The organism is Synechococcus sp. LA31 (assembly GCF_018502385.1).
GTDB lineage: Bacteria > Cyanobacteriota > Cyanobacteriia > PCC-6307 > Cyanobiaceae > Vulcanococcus.
The window spans coordinates 187634-203320 of sequence record NZ_CP075523.1 but is presented as its reverse complement, the minus strand read 5'-3'; the positions used below and the strand labels follow the sequence as shown (position 1 = coordinate 203320).

Below are 15687 nucleotides of genomic sequence, written 5' to 3'. Positions count from 1 at the left end.
AGTCAGGAGAGCCGTTTCTGAACGCGACCCAGGATCAGCGCGATCAAGATGGCCACGTATAGCTGACCAGCAATGGTGATCACGTTGGCGATCACCTGAACAGCCACGTTGCTGGGGGTGAGCACGTCAGTGCCCACCGTGGTCAGCAAGCCGAAGGAGGCTGCCATCAGGGAAGGCGCCATCGCCACGCTGGCATCTCCGCTGGCCGTGAGGGCTGGCAACGCCGATGTCAAAAAAGCCGCAGGCTGAAGCACCCACATCGCCGTGAGCAACACACCGCCAGCAATCCCCACCGTGAGGTAGCCGGATGCCGCACCCAGCACAACCGACATGGTGACGAAAGGCTCCCGGATCAAGGAGCGCACTTTGCGCACCACGGCCACCAGCAGAAACATCACCCAAACCACCACATGAGGCAGGGTGAGCGCTCGGCCGAAGCCCGGGCTGAAGGTCAGTGCCAGATGCCAGATCACCTCTAAGGCGATGGCCGTGCAGCCAAGGCCGTACATCAATGGACGCGTGCGCTTCAACGAACTGAACCGACTCACGAACACCATGAGCACCAACGCCTGGCCGATGAGCAACAGCGACAACAGCGGTATGAACAGCTGCGCCAGCGGCAGCATCAGCAACAGCACCAGCTCGTAAACCAGCGTGATCCGATAGCCGAGATGGCGATGGCGGATCCGCTGCAGCTGCTCGCGGGTGAGCTTCACAGACCAGGGCTGCTCTGCATGATGCCGCCGTCGGCAAAGATGCTGGTGGCGGTGATGTAGCTGGCGGCATCACTGGCCAGGAAGGCCACCACCTTGGCGATCTCTTCAGGCTGGGCCATGCGCCCCATGGGGATGGCAGCGTTGAGCTTGGAAAGCAGCTCTGGATTGTTCATCGTGGAGTCGTTGATCGGAGTGGCCACTGCACCTGGGCCCACATTCACGATCGACACGCCTTGGGAAGCCAATTCCACACCGGCGGTACGGGTGAGCATGCGAACACCACCTTTCGCCACGCAATAGGGCGTGTTGTTTGGCATCGGCCAGTCTTCATGCACCGAGGAGATGTTGATGATGCGGCCGCCGCTGCCCTGGGCGATCATCTGCTTGGCGGCGTACTGCGTGGCAAAGAACACACCGCGCAGGTTCACATTCAGCACCTTGTCGAAATCCTCAGGCGTGGTGTCGAGGATCGAGGTGCGGGTTTCGATACCAGCGTTGTTCACCATCACATCGAGACGGCCGTAGCGATTGACCGCTTCCTGCACCAGGCGCTGTAGGTCGTCGAGGTTCGACACATCGGCCTGCACGCCGCAGCAGCTACCGCCCAGCTCACCGATCTCCTCTTCAATCGCCTCGGTGGCCTCGGGGTGGGAGCGGTAGTCGATCACAACCTTGGCGCCAAGGCGCGCCACCACTTCCACAATCGATTTACCGATACCGCTGTTGCCACCGGTCACGACGATCACCTTGCCCTTGAGCAGGTTGGAGAGGGTCTCAAGGGCGTAGGGATTGGTGGTGGTCATGATGGCGGGCCATCGATGTTGTTCATCAGAACCTAGAGACTTCATCGATCTTGCGCTGCAAGCTGCAACACCACTCGCAACACCTGCTGAGCCAACCGACCTCTCCATTGCGATGACAATCGGCTGACAACTGGCGAAGCATCCCTACGTTGCAGCAACAACCCCAGCAGGCAGGGGCACGTTCCAATGGCTCAGCAAGATCCACCCTCCATTCCCTACTGGCATGTGTTCACCGATGCCAAGGGCATCAGCCGCCAACGGCAGGGCCGGATTGATGGCTTTGTGATGAACGCGATCAGCGCCGGGGCCAGCGCCCAATGGATTGGCCAGCGCGTTCAAGGCGGCATGACTCTGCTGTTCACCGTGTTGCCCCCAGGTTGGCAAGGCGATTGGCATGAAAACCCCGCTCCGCAATGGATCGTGCCGCTGAGCGGCAGCTGGGGCGTCGAAACCATGGATGGCGATCGGGTGGAGATGGGGCCGGGCATGGTGTCATTCGGCGCCGACCAAGCCACCACAGAGCACAACGGCAAGCGCGGACATCGTTCCTGGACGGTGGGCGATCAGCCGGCGGTGCTGATGCTGGTGCAGTTCGGCCCGGAGGTGCCTCCGCCCCCGATCCCGGAGCTAGCTGGCTGAGATGGCAACCACGTATCCCTCGACCTGTACCGAGAGCTACGACAAGCGATTTGAGCAGCTGGTGCTGTTCAACGCTGAGCTCGAGCGACTAGCCGAGGGCTTCCGCTGGCTGGAAGGGCCGGTGTGGTTTGGCGACCACGCATGCCTGCTCTTCAGCGACATCCCCAACAACCGCACCCTGCGCTGGAGCGCCCAACACGGCATCAGCACCTTCCTCGAGCCATCCGACTTCGCCAATGGCCAGACCCGTGACCTCGAGGGTCGGCTAATCCAGTGCCATCACCGCAGCCGCTGCCTCACCCGCCACGAACACAACGGTGCGATCACCACGCTGGTGAGCCAGGCCCGCGGCCAACGGCTCAATGCCCCCAACGACGTGGTGGTGAAGAGCGATGGCTCCATCTGGTTCAGCGATCCGCTCTACGGCTTGATGAACGACTACGAGGGTGGACGCCAAGCCTCCGAGCAAGCGCCAGCGCTGTACCGGCTCGATCCAGCCACCGGTGTAGCCCAGGCGATGGCCACCGATTTCGACGGTCCCAACGGCCTGGCCTTCTCGCCCGATGAGCAACTGCTTTATGTGGCCGAATCCGGCGCGCCGGGAGCCAGCGAGCCGCGGCAATCCATCCGGCGCTTCCACGTCAACAGCGATGGGATGAGCCTCAGCGGTGGAGAGGTGTTCCACAAGATCAGCCCAGGCTGGGCCGATGGCTTCCGCGTCGACGAGCACGGCAACCTCTGGTGCGGCGCGGCCGATGGGGTGCATGTGATCGCACCCGATGGGGTGTTGATCGGCAAAGTGCTCGTGCCGAAGCGCGTGTCAAACCTCTGCTTCGGCGATCGCTATGGCAGCCGTTTGTTCCTGTGCGCCTCCACGGCGATCTATTCCCTGTTCACCAACACACGCGGTGCCACCTGGCAGCGCTAATTCTTCCAGTCCCATGGCCAATCCCCAACTCGAAGCGTTTCTCAACCAGGTGAAAGGCGACGCCGCCTTGCTGCAACGCTTCAGCAGCTGTTCCAATCTCAACGCGATCGCCGCGCTCGGGGCCGAACAGGGTTTCAGCTTCACCGGCGTGGATCTGGTCAAACATCAAGCCGAGGCCACCCTGCGCTTGAGCGACAGCGATCTTGAGGCTGCAGCCGCTGGGGTGGAGCTGGAGGGCCACCTCTGGCTGATGAAGATCGTGTGGAGCTGAAGGGCCAATGCGCACGATCCCCGCACTCGAGCTCGCCGACTGCCAACACATCGCCGCCGCCGCGGAGGCGATGGCCGCGCAACATCAGGCCACGGTGAGCCTGGCCATCTGCGATGGGGGTGGCCATCCACTGCTGCTGCTACGCCTGGATGGGGCCAGCCCATCCAGCGCTTCGGTGGCCCTGGCCAAAGCTCGCATGGCAGCGCTGAATGGCAAACCCACCGCTGATCAGGAAGCGGCGATCAATGGCGCGCGGCCTGCACTCCTGCAACTCTCAGCCGTGTTCAAGGAAGCAGCTGTCGCCATGGGCGGCGGCCTGCCGCTGCTGCACAACGGTGCGTGCATCGGAGCCATTGGCGTGTCGGGCATGACACCCGAGCTCGATGCGGCTATTGCCGCCGCAGGTGCCTACGCCTTAACCAGCACGTCTCGCTAACCCTCGAGCATGGCAACGCCTCACATCCGCAGTATCGGCTTCACCTGCCAGAACGCCGAGGCAGTGGCGAAGTTCTACAGCACGCACCTGGGCTGCCGGCACAGCAGCACGCTGGAGATCAACGGCGGCGACTATGCCGAGCTTGTTGGGCTGAACGGCAGCCAACTCAAGCTGGTGCGGCTGCAGCTTGGGGCTGAACAGCTGGAGTTGCTGCAGGTGGTGGAGCTGGGTCCAGGCCTACGCCCTGGCCGGCCCATTCCCGCCGACGCCCGCAGCAACGACCTCTGGTTTCAGCACATCTGCATTGTGGTGGCTGACATGGATGCCGCCGCAGCACCCATCCAAGCTCTGATCGAGCAAGGACAACTGCGCACGATCTCCAGCCGCCCCCAAACGCTCCCCAGCTGGAACAAAGCCGCCTCTGGAATCCAGGCCTTCAAATTTCACGACCCGGAAGGCCATTGCCTCGAGCTGTTGCAGTTTCCAGCCGATAAAGGCGAGGCGCGCTGGCACGCTCCGGCTGCAGCGTCGCCATATCTGGGGATCGACCACAGCGCCATCGCCAATGCCGACACCCCGCGGAGCTGCCGCTTCTATGAAGAGCTGCTGGGCCTACGCCTCGGCGGCGATGGTGTGAACAGCGGGATGGAACAAGATCACCTCGATGGCCTCAACGGCACAGAGGTGCGGATCACAGGCCACCGCTGCCCTGAAGGAGCTGGCGTGGAGTGCCTCAACTACCTCCACCCTGGCGGCGGACGTTCCTTACCTGGAGATCAAAACGCCGCCGACACCGCCCATTGGCAGATCCGTTTGGAGGTGAGCGATCTCGAGGCCATCGCCTCCCAGCTAGAGCACTTCGGCGGCAGCATGGTGAGCCCAGGGGCGATCCAGCTGAGCAACGACCAGGCCACAGCGCTGGGCTTTTGCCAAGCACTGCAGATCCGCGACCCCGACGGCCATCAGCTGCAGTTGGTGTGCAGCTGATCACAGCTGCGCTGCGCTGCTGAACAACCCCATCTAACTTTTCTCAAGACCCCGCAAACCCATGGACATCACTGTTGTGGAGCTGCTGGTGCCAGCCGCACCATCCACCTTTGCCCAGGCCGCCCTGTTCGTGCTGCGGGTGTTCATGGGCATCTGCTTCATCCGCCATGGCTGGCCGAAGCTGCGCAACCTTCAGACCTGGGCCCAAATGTTGAAAACACCGGCCTGGCTCTGCTTTCTCTCGGCTGGATCGATGTGGGCCGGTGGCATTGCCTTAATCGTGGGCCTTCTCACCCCACTAGCTTCTTTTGCGATTTTGGTGTCGATGGCTTACGCCATGGTTCTGGAAATCCGCGCTGGCTTTCCGTTTATCGCGGCCGATCCTTATCTGATTCCCGAAGGTGATTACGCGGGCCCGATGGGAGTGGGTGAGCCTCCCAGCTGGGAGAAAGCCGCCATGTATGTGGTGATGTGCCTGGTGCTCATGTTTTGCGGTGGTGGACTGCTCTCGCTCGACACGTTGCTGATCGAGGATCTGATCCGTATCTGGCTGGGGATATAACCCCCCACCTACACAGCACAACGCTCCTTGAGGTGCTCCCCAACGCGAATCGCGTTCGCAATGGCCGTGAGGGAGGGATTCACAGCGCCGATGCTGGGGAAAAAGCTGGTATCAACCACGTAAAGGTTATCGAGTTCATGCGCTTTGCAATTCACATCAAGCACCGAGCTTGAGGGGTCAATGCCGAAGCGGCAGGTGCCGGCTTGGTGGCCAACAGCTGCAATGCCCATCGGATTTTTGATGTAGATCTGGCGTTCAACCAAGTGCTTCTTGAGATAAAGCTTGTCGAGCAACCCCTGCAGACGGCTCCAGAGTCGATCAGCAGAAGTTTGGTTGTTCACGGTGTAATTAAGATGCACATGACCGGCTGAATCCACGGTCACCCTGTTGTTTGGATCCGGCAAGTCTTCCGTCGTAATCCAGAAATCCAACGCATGGGCGGCGATCTCATCCATGCCCCAGTTGGGCATCAGGAAGGTTTCCAGGGGCGCATAACCCTTCATGATCGCCCCACGGGTTTTACCCGTCATCTGGATATTGCCCATGGGGTAGTCATAGTCGGCGTCACCGAAATACCAATCGTTAATCGAGATCGTTTTCTGGAAGATGGTGGGATTGGGCTCGTGGGAGAGCGCCACAGCCGCCTTGCTGTTATGGAACATATAGTTGCGACCCACCTGATCGGAGCCGTTGGCTAGGCCGTTCGGGTGCTTGTCATTGGCCGACATCAACAGCAGCCGAGCGCTGTTCGCAGCACCACAGCTCACCACCACAAGATCGGCGCTGTAACGCAGCTCTTCGCCATCGCGAACGAGCTCCACTGCGCTAACCGTGGTGCCAGCCGCATCCGTAACCAGGCGCTTCACCTCCGCCCTGGTGAGCAGCGACACATTGGCACTGGCCGCCAACGCCGGGCGCACACCACATACCTCCGCATCACCCTTAGCGTGCACAAGGCACGGGAAGCCATCACAGTTATTGCAACGCCGGCAACGGCTGTAGGGCATGTTGCCCTCATCCAGCATCACGCCACTGGGGGCATGGAACGGATGCAGGCCAGCACTGCGCAGATCATCGGCGAGTTTCTGAATCCGAGGCTCATGACTGATCGGCGGATGGGGGTAAGGCGATGAGCTGGGTGGATCGGTTGGGTCTTCGCCGCGCAGGCCATGCACGTGATACATCGCTTCGGCCTGCTGATACCAAGGCTCAAAGTCGCTGTAGCGCAGAGGCCAAGCCGGTGAGATGCCGTCGTGATGCTCCAGCTCTTCAAAATCGCGCTGACGGTAGCGGAAATGGTGGGCGCCATACATCTTGGTGGCACCACCCACGAAGTAATGGGTACCTGGCTGAAAGGGCTTGCCCTTGCCGTCGTACCAAATGTCTTTGGAGAGATAGCGGCCTTTCTGAAACACCTCATCGGCATCCCAGTTCTGAGGCTCCTGCGGCAACCAGTCACCGCGCTCGAGGATCAAAATCCGCAAGCCCGTTGGAGCCAACACCCGCGCCAAGGTGCCGCCACCAGCGCCACTGCCAATGATCAACACATCGAAGTGCAAAGCATCAGGCTTCTTCAGCTGACCAAGCGACTGGAGGTGTTCCACAGGACGATCATCAATACTCGCAAACTAGAAGCGAGCGCTCACTCTGTCCGCAGATTGTCACGACCCTTTGGCAGCGTTGCTGTAGCGGCTGAGCTGGTTGATCATCTTGCAGACCATGGCCGTCCAGCCGGTCTGATGGCTGGCTCCAACACCCGAGCCATTATCACCGTGGAAGTATTCATTAAACAAAATCAGATCACGCCAATGGGGATCATGTTGCAGTAGATCCACAGACCCATTGAAGGGTCGCCGGCCATCTTGGCCTCTGCGGAAAATATTAACCAAACGCTCCTGCAGGAGTAGCGAGGCATCCCAGAGATTCACCCACCGACCAGAGCCTGTAGGAAACTCAACCTTAAAGGTATCACCATAGTAATGACCAAACTTCTGAAGTGATTCAATCAAGAGAAAGTTGACGGGAATCCATACGGGCCCACGCCAGTTGGAATTGCCACCAAACATCGGCACAGGACTATCGGCAGGGCTATAGGCCAAAGTTTGACTCTCTGAACCTTCTGTGAAGGTGTAGGGATGATCGGCATAGACCTTCGACAGCCCACGAATGCCATAGGGCGAAAGGAACTCGGCCTCGTCAAACAAACGCGTACAAATCCTGCGCAGACGATCCTCCGGAACCAGCGAAAATAAAAGCCGATCGTTGCGCCACTGGCCAAAGTTGTCGATCAGCCATTTGGGACTGGTGCGCTCATGCAGGAACCAACGAAGACTCTCAGGAACGTTTAACACCGGCAAACGCTTGACTGCGTCCACATCGAAACTAGCCACAGCAAGGAGAGGAACCAATCCAGACAGCGAGCGCGTCTTTAGAAAGGTTGTACTGCCATCAGGACGCTTGATCACATCGTAGTAGAATCCATCTTCTTCATCCCAATTAACAAACCCACGACTTCCCTGGGTATTGAGAGTTAGCGCTAACTGCACAAAGTCATAGACAAATCGCTCGCAGATATCGGCGTATTCAGGCTCCTCTCGGCTCAGCTCAACACTAATGTTCAGCAGATTAAGGCTAAGTGAGGCCATCCAAGCGGTGCCGTCGCACTGCTCAATGCGGCTGCCGTCAGAAAGCGGAAAGCGACGATCAAAAACGGCAATATTGTCGAGGCCCAGAAAACCTCCTTCAAAAACGTTATCGCCAGATCGGTCATTGCGATTAGCCCACCAGCCATATTCCAAAATTAATTTGCGCAGAGCTGCCCTCAGAAACCCATAATCAGGCTCCTGCGTTGCCTTGCGTTCAATCTGGAAGATGCGCATGGCCGCCCAAGCACCGATCGGCGGATTGGGATCGGAAAGCGCCCACTCGTAAGCAGGGGTCTGCGCATTGGGCGCGGTGTAGTGGGGTGAACGCAGCAACATGCACTGTTGCTTGGCCGTAGCGGGATCAGCAATCGCGAAGGCCACTGCGTGAAACATGAGATCCCACTGGCAAAAGTAGGGGTACTCCCATGCATCCGGCATGGAAATCACATCATGGGCATGCAGGCGTTGCCAACCTCCATTTTGTGTATGCCAGCGCTGCGCAGGGGGAGGAGGTGAGGTGGGATCACCATCCAGCCAACGCAGCACACTCCAGCCGTAATACTTCTTGCACCAAAGCAAACCAGCCATACCGCTGGTGTGGATGAGGCGATCGTCTGGCGAAAGATTGGGAACAGCGCTCTCGAAGAAATCATGCCATTCCTGCTCTCGGGCACGGAACAAGGCATCGAAACCTTCGCCAAACCATTCAAGTTGGCTGCTGGTCTCAGGACCAACAAGGCGTAACTCAAGCTGCCATTCTTCTCCAGGCTGCAGCGTCTTTTGCAGCAATCGGGCCACTTTGGTGCCTTTAAGGAGTGGATTTATCGCCGCTTCTTCACCCTCACAGATGTAGCGATGGAAGCCGTCCTTCTGGAAAGGCCTTCGATTCGGTTGTTGGTAGAGGCGCTCCGTATTGGTTTCGTTATCGGTGAAGAGCCACTCACCCTGATCACGGCATGCAAAGCGGTACTGGCCTAATCCCCCACCCACGTCGGCGATAACGGTATCGCCATCGAGCTGCATGGGATGCTCGTGCTCATCGGGGTAGCCCCAGCTCCAGGTGTTGCGCAGCCAGAGCGTGGGCAGAAGGGTGAGTGGTGCTGGATCGGGCCCGCGATTGATCGCACGAACCCTGATCGCGATGTCATCCGGCGAAGCCTTGGCATACTCGATAAAGACATCGAAATAACGGCTCTCATCAAAGATGCCGGTATCCACTAATTCATATTCTGGTTGATCACGCCCCCGGCTGCGGTTCTCGTCAAGCAATTGCTCATAGGGAAAACGTTGTTGCGGATATTTATAAAGCCCCCGCATAAAGCTATGGGTGGGGGTATTAGCCAAATGAAAATAGTAGTCCTTGATGTCTTCACCGTGATTGCCCTCTCCATTGGCCAGGCCAAATGGACGTTCCTTCAAGACGGGGTCTTGACCATTCCAGAGAGCCAGGGAAAAACAGAGTCGACATTGGTCATCACAGATCCCCAGCAGACCATCCTCTCCCCAGCGATAGACACGAGCATGAGCATGATCGTGGGGGAAGGACGCCCAGGCATTGCCATCAGCCGAGTAATCCTCGCGGACAGTGCCCCATTGCCGTTCTGGCAGATAACTACCCCAACGCCTCCATGGCACATTTTCACGATCGCGCTCAGCTATGCGGCGGTGTTCGGAAGCGCCCGCTGATGGAGGGATCGGTGCAGTCACAATGCAGCTACCACCTGATCACCGATCCGAAGGGCATTAGCAATGACGGTGAGCCCAAGTCCCACTGCAGGACAACTCGGGAAAACGCTGGCATCAGCGATGTAGAGGTTATTGAGCTCATGGCTACGTCCCTGCAGATCAACAACGGAGGTAGCGGGGTTAGAACCCATTCGACATGTGCCACACACGCTCCCCATCACCGTGAGTGGAGCTTCACCGCGAGGGTGGGTGGGCGCTGGTTTCACCACATGGCAGTCGGGATCGCTTTCCACCTGTTTAAGCGTGTCGATCCAGCGATAGACCAAGCGGTCGTGAGCCTCCCGGTTATTCGGGAGATAGTTGATCTGCAGCTGGTTACCGCGCAGGGTGATGCGGTTATGGGGATCGGGCAACACTGCACTCATCGCCCACCAGACCACCGATCGCGCCGCCAGCTGCTCGAGTCCGAAGTTCGGCAGCAACTTGGTGACCAGCGACAACACTGGTGGCGATTCAGCAAACAAAGCGTCCTGGAGCACCCCGCCCCCTGTCGCCACAGAGCCCAGGGGGAAGCTCACATTCTTATCCCCCCAGTAGTAGTCAGTGATGCCGAGGCTGCGGCCATAACGACCAGAATTAGGTTCGGTCGCCAGCTGAATCACCGAGGTGAGCTGGGGTTTCATCAGGTTGCGACCCACCTGATCGGACCCATTCGACAAGCCACGACTGTGATGCTCCGTTGCGGAGCGGAGCAGAATCTCAGCCGTGTTGATCGCACCGGCGGCTAACACCACCACATCGGATCGGAACAACCAGGTGACCCCCTCAATTTCGGCCTCCACACCGCGCACCTCGGTGCCCGTGGGATTCACATGCAGGCGGCGTACACGGGCGCGATCACGCAGCTGAAACCCAGGGGTTTGCAGCGCAGGATCCACCCCAAACAGCTCACTATCACCACTGGGATCAGCAGCCGATTCCGACCAGGTCTGCGGAAGCAGATAGGGATGGGTGCCCTGTCGTTCAAGGGAAGCCTTGAGCTCCTGCATGAAGGGCTCAATCGGCTTGGGTTGGTGGAGGTAGGCGGTAGTCCGGGGTGGTTCAGAGGGATCGATACCCGCCTCACCATGCACACGAAACAATTGCTCAGCCCTGGCGTAATAGGGCTCAAAATCCGCATAGCGCAGCTGCCAGTCGGGAACAGCCCCCTCCTGATAGGTCAAACCTGTGAACTCCCGCTCGCGCATGCGCTCCAAGACTCCGCCCCAGATCTTGGTATTGCCACCAAGGGCGTAGACGGTCTGTGGATAAAAGGGATCACCGTCGGGGCCAAACCATTGCTCACCTGGGTGGTAACGGTCTTTGCGGAACAAATCCGTGTCAGCCACGTTTTGATCAGCGAGCGCCAGTGGACCTCCGCGCTCAAGCAACAAAACTCTCTTACCAGCAGCCGCCAACTGGGAAGCCATCGTGCCGCCACCGGCACCGCTGCCGATCACAATTACGTCGTAGTGGATGTCATCGATGATCATGGCTTTAGGTGGTGCGTTGCCAGACGTAAATGAGGAGGTAGAGGATGATCCAGATCACATCCACAAAATGCCAGAAGAGACTCACTGACGTGACGCCCATCTCCCCCTTGACATAGTTGTTTGGGAGGAAGGAGCGATAGAGCATCAGGCTCATGAGCAGGATGCCAGTGATCACGTGAAGACCATGGAAGCCAGTGAGGAGATAGAAGGTGCCCCCAAAAACACCACTCGTCAGATCAAACGGAAGATTTGACCACTCCACATACTGGCCATACACGAAATAACTACCCATCGCCATCGTGAGCAGCCACAGGGCACGAAAACCCCAGAGGTTCTCTTTGTGTAAATAGCGTTCCGCGAAGTAGGCCACGAAGCTCGAGCTCACCAGGATCACGGTATTGATCAGCGGCAGGCGTGTCTCAAGACCCTCAACTCCTTGAGGTAGCCATTCGGGTGAAGTAATTTTCAGCAGAGTAAACCCGCTAAAAAAAGCCAAGAAGATAATGCTCTCAGAGCACAGAAAGATTATAAATCCCGTCAGATTATGACCATCATGCTTGATGTGACCTGGACGGTGCTTGAGAGGGAGATCAGGGTTCGCGGTGGTCATGGTTTAAGCCTCAAGAGCACGGCGCACGTAGTACTCCTCGTCTTCCACGAGGGGCTGACCCAAGCCATAGCCATAGGGAGCGCTAATGACGGTGGGCACGTCGTCTTCGAAGTTTTCAGATGGTGGGGGAGACGGCAAAAGCCACTCCAAACCAATGGCATTCCAAGGATTAGGCGGTGCTTTCGCACCCCTAGCCCAGGAGCTCACGATGTTGAGGATGAAAGGAATGGCGGCGACGCCCACCATGAAAGCGCCAATACTGGCGATCACATTCCAGATTGCAAATTCAGGGTCGTAGGAGGCCACCCGTCGTGGCATGCCGTAAAGACCGGCCCAGTGCAGCGGCAGCCAATTCAGGGTTGCACCGATGAAGGTGAGCACGAAGTGCACCTTACCCAAACCTTCGTAGTACATACGACCGGTGAACTTGGGGAACCAGTGGTAAATACCAGCAAAGATTCCAAAGCCGATTGTATTGAAGATCACATAGTGGAAGTGAGCAACCACGAAATAAGTATTGCCCACGTGAATATCCACAGGAGCTGTGCCAAGCATGATGCCCGTAATGCCACCGAGAATGAAGTTCACCAGCCCACCCAGCACGAACAGCATGGGGGTCGTGAGTCGAATCTTGCCGCCCCAAAGGGTACCCAGCCAAGCGAACACCTTCACACCAGTGGGCACAGCGATCAGCATTGTGGTCACAATGAAGATATTGCGCATCCACTGAGGTGTACCCGAGTAAAACATGTGGTGCACCCACACAATCAACCCCAGGAACGTGATCACAAATGAAGCCAACGCCACAAACTTATAACCAAACAGTGGCTTTCGCGAATACACCGTAATGAGCTCTGAGAAAATCCCGAACACCGGCAAGACCATCACATACACAGCCGGGTGCGAATAGAACCAGAAAAAGTGCTGGTAAAGCACCGGATCACCACCACCTTCAGGCCGGAAGAAGCTGGTGCCGAAGCTCAGATCAAACAGCAGCATGATGGCGCCGCCGGTGAGCGCAGGCAAGCCAATCAATTGCAGGGTCTGAGCAGCCCAAGCGGTCCAGATAAACACCGGCATACGGAAGAAGCCCATGCCGGGGGCTCGCATCCGAATGATTGTGGTCACGAAATTAATCGCCCCCATGATCGACGAAATCCCCGAAAGGGCCACCGCCAAAATCCACAGGAATTGGCCATTAATAAAATGGCCAAGAGGGTTCTGAATGCTGATGGGCGGATACGACCACCAGCCCGCGGAGGCTGGACCACCCGGCACAAAAAAGCTTGCCATCAAGATCACACCGAACACCGGCACCAGCCAAAAGGCTGCCGCGTTCACCTTGGGGAAGGCCATGTCGGGGGCGCCGATCATGGTGGGGATCAGGAGGTTGTTAAAGCCGTTGAGGATCGGAAACAGAAAGAGGAACAGCATCACTGTTCCATGCATGGTGTACAAACCGTTGTACACAGTGGGGTCCACCAGATCAGCTGGGGGCGTGATCAATTCACCACGCATCACCATCGCCAGCAGCCCTCCCACCAGCAGGAAAAACAAGGCCAACGCCATGTATTGAATGCCGATCACCTTCGCATCGGTGTTGAAGGTGAAAAAGCGCTTCCAATTATCGGGGGCACCTGGCACAGGGTGTTGGGCCTTCAGCACCCTCGGGTCGTAGTTAGTGGTGGTCATGGTGAATCAGGCGTCGTGGGGAGCGTCGGGAGTGCCGGGGTCATTGACCATGGGAGGAGGCGCCGGTTTCACCGTGGCCCAACCTTTATCGCCTCGAGCGAGTCTGTCGGCATAGAGAGCTGTGGCTGGACTGAACCCAGGCACCAAAGGATGACGGGCTGCTTGATCAAGCCAGGTGTTGAAGGCTTCCGGCGACTGCACCACCACGTCAGCCTGGTTCTGTGAGAAGTAAGCGCCACTGAAGTGTGAATCGCGAAGGCGATAACGCCCTTCGCGAGTGGGCGTGATGCTGTAGGAGATCACGCTGCCAGGAATGATGTCTTGCTTGAGGCGGAAGGCCGGAACATAGAAGCCGTGGATCACGTCTTCGCTGCTGAGCTGAAAATTGGCCCGTTGATCGATCGGCAGATGCAGCTCTGAGCTGCGTACACCATTGGGATAGACAAACTCCCAGTTCCACTGGCGTGCGAGCACCTGAATGGGGCCGTAAGCCTGGATGGGGTCAACTCGCTCCTTCGTTTCCGGGCTCAGCCCTCCCTCCACGTCGTACTTCGCCTTGGGCCCCAGAGCCGACAGTGTTTCGCTCACATGAATAGCCTGATACGCCAGAACCATCACGATCACGAACGGAATCACCGTCCAGATGATCTCCAGCTTGGTGTTGCCCTCGATCGGCAGGCCATCCGTTTCGTCGTACTTTTCAGCACGATTGAAGATTACGGCCCAGAGAATGAAACCAACGCACCCCAGGAAGATGAACGCGCCAATGCCAACTTCCACCTGGAACAGACCATCCACATAGGGAGCGGCCGTCGAAGCTGGAACGGGCAGCCAACCCAGGGAAGCGCGCGCGATCTGAACGCTGGCCAGGGCATCGAGCAGAGTGGCAACCAGCACCACAAGCACGAGCCGTATGGGCAGACCACCAGAGGGTTTTGGTGTGGTGGATGTCATGGCAGCGCCTCCCGCAAGTTGGCGCCGGAGGCGATCAGCTGGTCAGCCGTGATGTGCACCCCGAATTCACTGGCCAACCAGGCACCCAAGCTTCCATGCACACCCATCACGAGCAGGATCAGCACACCGCAAAACAAATAAATCCAGCTCACCTGACGGCCCAGATCCTTACGCCAAACAAAGCGCTGGTAACCACGCCAGATCGTCATCGCCACGATGATCAGCAGCAGGGCAACACCGCCCACGGCATGCCAAAGCATGGTGGTGATCGCACCTTGGCCCAGGATCGTTTTCACGCCTGGCAGAGGCACCGCCAGCAGCATTTCGTAGAAGCCTGCTGCCACCGTGAAAAAGGTAATAATGCTGCAGGCCAGCACGTTGTACCAACCCACGTCATGGAACCCCGTGCGGGTTACAGGTAGGGCGAGAAAGCGAAACACACGCTTCTCTAGCGGATAGAACGCCCCGGCGAAATCAAACGCGATACCGATGGAGAACAACCCAATGGTGAGGTGCACCAGGTTGGGATGAATGGGGATGGCGTAAGGAAGATCGTTAGGCCCGAGCGAGTCAACGATCTCGTTGATGGGCGACGTGATGGCAGATAGCAGGCTCATGAGATCACCCCGCTGCGAATCGCCTCAACCACCGGGACCGTGTGCAGGCCATACACCCAAACCAACTTGTCACCTAGATACACCTGGGTGAAGACCAGGGCCGCCAAGAGGCCATCCACCACCAGAAATCCACCTGGCAACACGGTGGGATCCTTCTGTCGCGCGACATAACGCCAACCGGTGAGCACCGCCAGCACACCCGCCAACGACCAACCGATGGTGCTGTGGATGTTGAGGATGTCGCGGGAAGCACCGTAAGGATTGGCGAGGCCAGCTTCCACCTGCCCAAAAATGATCGCCACGAAGATCGCCACCGTGGCGACCAGCAGATTCCAGAAGCTCACCTCAAACAGGTTTTGCCTGCGGGTCACGACACCGATCAGATCAAACACAACACTGATCAGCGCCATCGCGATCACGAAGTGCACCACGATCGGGTGAATGACGTCGAGCCAGGGCAGGTTTTTGTCGTTGAGCGGCGGCAGCAGCTCAAGCATGGGGGCGGTCCAACCAGCACTACCTCCAGCTTGGCGAGCAGCTCAAGCAGCGGCATCCGGCTGTGATGATTTGCCAACTGCTACGGCGACACAACCGCCTAGCAGCGTTTGT

General features: G+C 58.2%; 16 protein-coding genes. 6 read left to right on the top strand and 10 right to left on the bottom strand.

What is annotated here, in order from left to right; translation table 11 throughout:
* Positions 1-2 precede the first annotated feature (2 nt).
* Positions 3-716, bottom strand: a complete 714-nt coding sequence (locus KJJ24_RS01040) for a hypothetical protein (RefSeq protein WP_214340203.1) — start codon at positions 714-716, stop codon at positions 3-5.
* Positions 713-1519 (bottom strand): SDR family NAD(P)-dependent oxidoreductase, encoded by an 807-nt coding sequence (locus tag KJJ24_RS01035; protein ID WP_214340201.1) that lies wholly within the window; start codon positions 1517-1519, stop codon positions 713-715. The genes KJJ24_RS01040 and KJJ24_RS01035 overlap by 4 nt, the downstream gene beginning before the upstream one ends.
* Before the next feature lie 186 nt (positions 1520-1705).
* Between KJJ24_RS01035 and KJJ24_RS01030 the strand changes: the two genes are divergently transcribed.
* From KJJ24_RS01030 to KJJ24_RS01005, 6 genes are all read left to right on the top strand, one after another.
* Positions 1706-2158: a cupin domain-containing protein gene (locus KJJ24_RS01030; protein WP_214340199.1), complete on the top strand. Its 453-nt coding sequence runs from the start codon at positions 1706-1708 to the stop codon at positions 2156-2158.
* A gap of 1 nt (position 2159) precedes the next feature.
* Entirely contained in the window at positions 2160-3086 is a 927-nt protein-coding gene (locus tag KJJ24_RS01025; RefSeq protein WP_214340197.1) for an SMP-30/gluconolactonase/LRE family protein, read from the top strand.
* A 13-nt stretch (positions 3087-3099) separates the two neighbouring features.
* Positions 3100-3357 (top strand): Nif11-like leader peptide family natural product precursor, encoded by a 258-nt coding sequence (locus KJJ24_RS01020; RefSeq protein WP_214340195.1) that lies wholly within the window; start codon positions 3100-3102, stop codon positions 3355-3357.
* Between the two features lie 7 nt (positions 3358-3364).
* Complete coding sequence (locus KJJ24_RS01015) at positions 3365-3793, top strand: heme-binding protein (RefSeq protein ID WP_214340193.1); 429 nt, start codon at positions 3365-3367, stop codon at positions 3791-3793.
* A 9-nt stretch (positions 3794-3802) separates the two neighbouring features.
* Positions 3803-4780 carry a VOC family protein gene (locus KJJ24_RS01010; protein WP_214340191.1) on the top strand — a complete coding sequence of 326 codons (978 nt, stop codon included), beginning with the start codon at positions 3803-3805 and terminating at the stop codon, positions 4778-4780.
* 61 nt (positions 4781-4841) lie between these two features.
* Entirely contained in the window at positions 4842-5342 is a 501-nt protein-coding gene (locus KJJ24_RS01005; RefSeq protein WP_214340190.1) for a DoxX family protein, read from the top strand.
* An 8-nt stretch (positions 5343-5350) separates the two neighbouring features.
* Here the strand turns inward: KJJ24_RS01005 and KJJ24_RS01000 are convergent, their stop codons facing one another.
* The 8 genes from KJJ24_RS01000 to KJJ24_RS00965 are packed head-to-tail and all read right to left on the bottom strand — an operon-like array spanning position 5351 to position 15575.
* Positions 5351-6946 (bottom strand): GMC oxidoreductase, encoded by a 1596-nt coding sequence (locus KJJ24_RS01000; RefSeq protein WP_214340187.1) that lies wholly within the window; start codon positions 6944-6946, stop codon positions 5351-5353.
* Between the two features lie 57 nt (positions 6947-7003).
* A complete protein-coding gene (locus tag KJJ24_RS00995) occupies positions 7004-9694 on the bottom strand; it encodes a glucosidase (protein ID WP_250544829.1) in 2691 nt (896 codons plus the stop codon).
* Positions 9691-11205: a GMC oxidoreductase gene (locus KJJ24_RS00990; protein WP_214340185.1), complete on the bottom strand. Its 1515-nt coding sequence runs from the start codon at positions 11203-11205 to the stop codon at positions 9691-9693. The genes KJJ24_RS00995 and KJJ24_RS00990 overlap by 4 nt, the downstream gene beginning before the upstream one ends.
* Before the next feature lie 4 nt (positions 11206-11209).
* The gene (locus KJJ24_RS00985) at positions 11210-11815 is read right to left on the bottom strand and encodes a heme-copper oxidase subunit III (RefSeq protein ID WP_214340183.1); all 606 of its coding nucleotides are present in this window, start codon (positions 11813-11815) and stop codon (positions 11210-11212) included.
* A gap of 3 nt (positions 11816-11818) precedes the next feature.
* Positions 11819-13507, bottom strand: a complete 1689-nt coding sequence (locus tag KJJ24_RS00980) for a cbb3-type cytochrome c oxidase subunit I (RefSeq protein WP_214340182.1) — start codon at positions 13505-13507, stop codon at positions 11819-11821.
* Positions 13508-13513: 6 nt separating this feature from the next.
* Entirely contained in the window at positions 13514-14461 is a 948-nt protein-coding gene (locus tag KJJ24_RS00975) for a cytochrome c oxidase subunit II (protein WP_214340180.1), read from the bottom strand.
* Positions 14458-15078 carry a DUF2231 domain-containing protein gene (locus KJJ24_RS00970; protein WP_214340178.1) on the bottom strand — a complete coding sequence of 207 codons (621 nt, stop codon included), beginning with the start codon at positions 15076-15078 and terminating at the stop codon, positions 14458-14460. Before KJJ24_RS00970 ends, KJJ24_RS00975 begins: the two co-directional genes overlap by 4 nt.
* Positions 15075-15575 carry a DUF2231 domain-containing protein gene (locus tag KJJ24_RS00965; protein WP_214340176.1) on the bottom strand — a complete coding sequence of 167 codons (501 nt, stop codon included), beginning with the start codon at positions 15573-15575 and terminating at the stop codon, positions 15075-15077. The genes KJJ24_RS00970 and KJJ24_RS00965 overlap by 4 nt, the downstream gene beginning before the upstream one ends.
* Positions 15576-15687: the final 112 nt, after the last annotated feature.

What these genes read in the sequence shown, in the direction of transcription:
- KJJ24_RS00965 (WP_214340176.1), bottom strand. Translation starts at nt 15,575, where the DNA reads ATGCTTGAGCTGCTGCCGCCGCTCAACGACAAAAACCTGCCCTGGCTC.
- KJJ24_RS00975 (WP_214340180.1), bottom strand. Translation starts at nt 14,461, where the DNA reads ATGACATCCACCACACCAAAACCCTCTGGTGGTCTGCCCATACGGCTC.
- KJJ24_RS00985 (WP_214340183.1), bottom strand. Translation starts at nt 11,815, where the DNA reads ATGACCACCGCGAACCCTGATCTCCCTCTCAAGCACCGTCCAGGTCAC.
- KJJ24_RS01030 (WP_214340199.1), top strand. Translation starts at nt 1,706, where the DNA reads ATGGCTCAGCAAGATCCACCCTCCATTCCCTACTGGCATGTGTTCACC.
- KJJ24_RS01010 (WP_214340191.1), top strand. Translation starts at nt 3,803, where the DNA reads ATGGCAACGCCTCACATCCGCAGTATCGGCTTCACCTGCCAGAACGCC.
- KJJ24_RS01015 (WP_214340193.1), top strand. Translation starts at nt 3,365, where the DNA reads ATGCGCACGATCCCCGCACTCGAGCTCGCCGACTGCCAACACATCGCC.
- KJJ24_RS00980 (WP_214340182.1), bottom strand. Translation starts at nt 13,507, where the DNA reads ATGACCACCACTAACTACGACCCGAGGGTGCTGAAGGCCCAACACCCT.
- KJJ24_RS01020 (WP_214340195.1), top strand. Translation starts at nt 3,100, where the DNA reads ATGGCCAATCCCCAACTCGAAGCGTTTCTCAACCAGGTGAAAGGCGAC.
- KJJ24_RS01025 (WP_214340197.1), top strand. Translation starts at nt 2,160, where the DNA reads ATGGCAACCACGTATCCCTCGACCTGTACCGAGAGCTACGACAAGCGA.
- KJJ24_RS00990 (WP_214340185.1), bottom strand. Translation starts at nt 11,205, where the DNA reads ATGATCATCGATGACATCCACTACGACGTAATTGTGATCGGCAGCGGT.
- KJJ24_RS01005 (WP_214340190.1), top strand. Translation starts at nt 4,842, where the DNA reads ATGGACATCACTGTTGTGGAGCTGCTGGTGCCAGCCGCACCATCCACC.
- KJJ24_RS01035 (WP_214340201.1), bottom strand. Translation starts at nt 1,519, where the DNA reads ATGACCACCACCAATCCCTACGCCCTTGAGACCCTCTCCAACCTGCTC.
- KJJ24_RS00970 (WP_214340178.1), bottom strand. Translation starts at nt 15,078, where the DNA reads ATGAGCCTGCTATCTGCCATCACGTCGCCCATCAACGAGATCGTTGAC.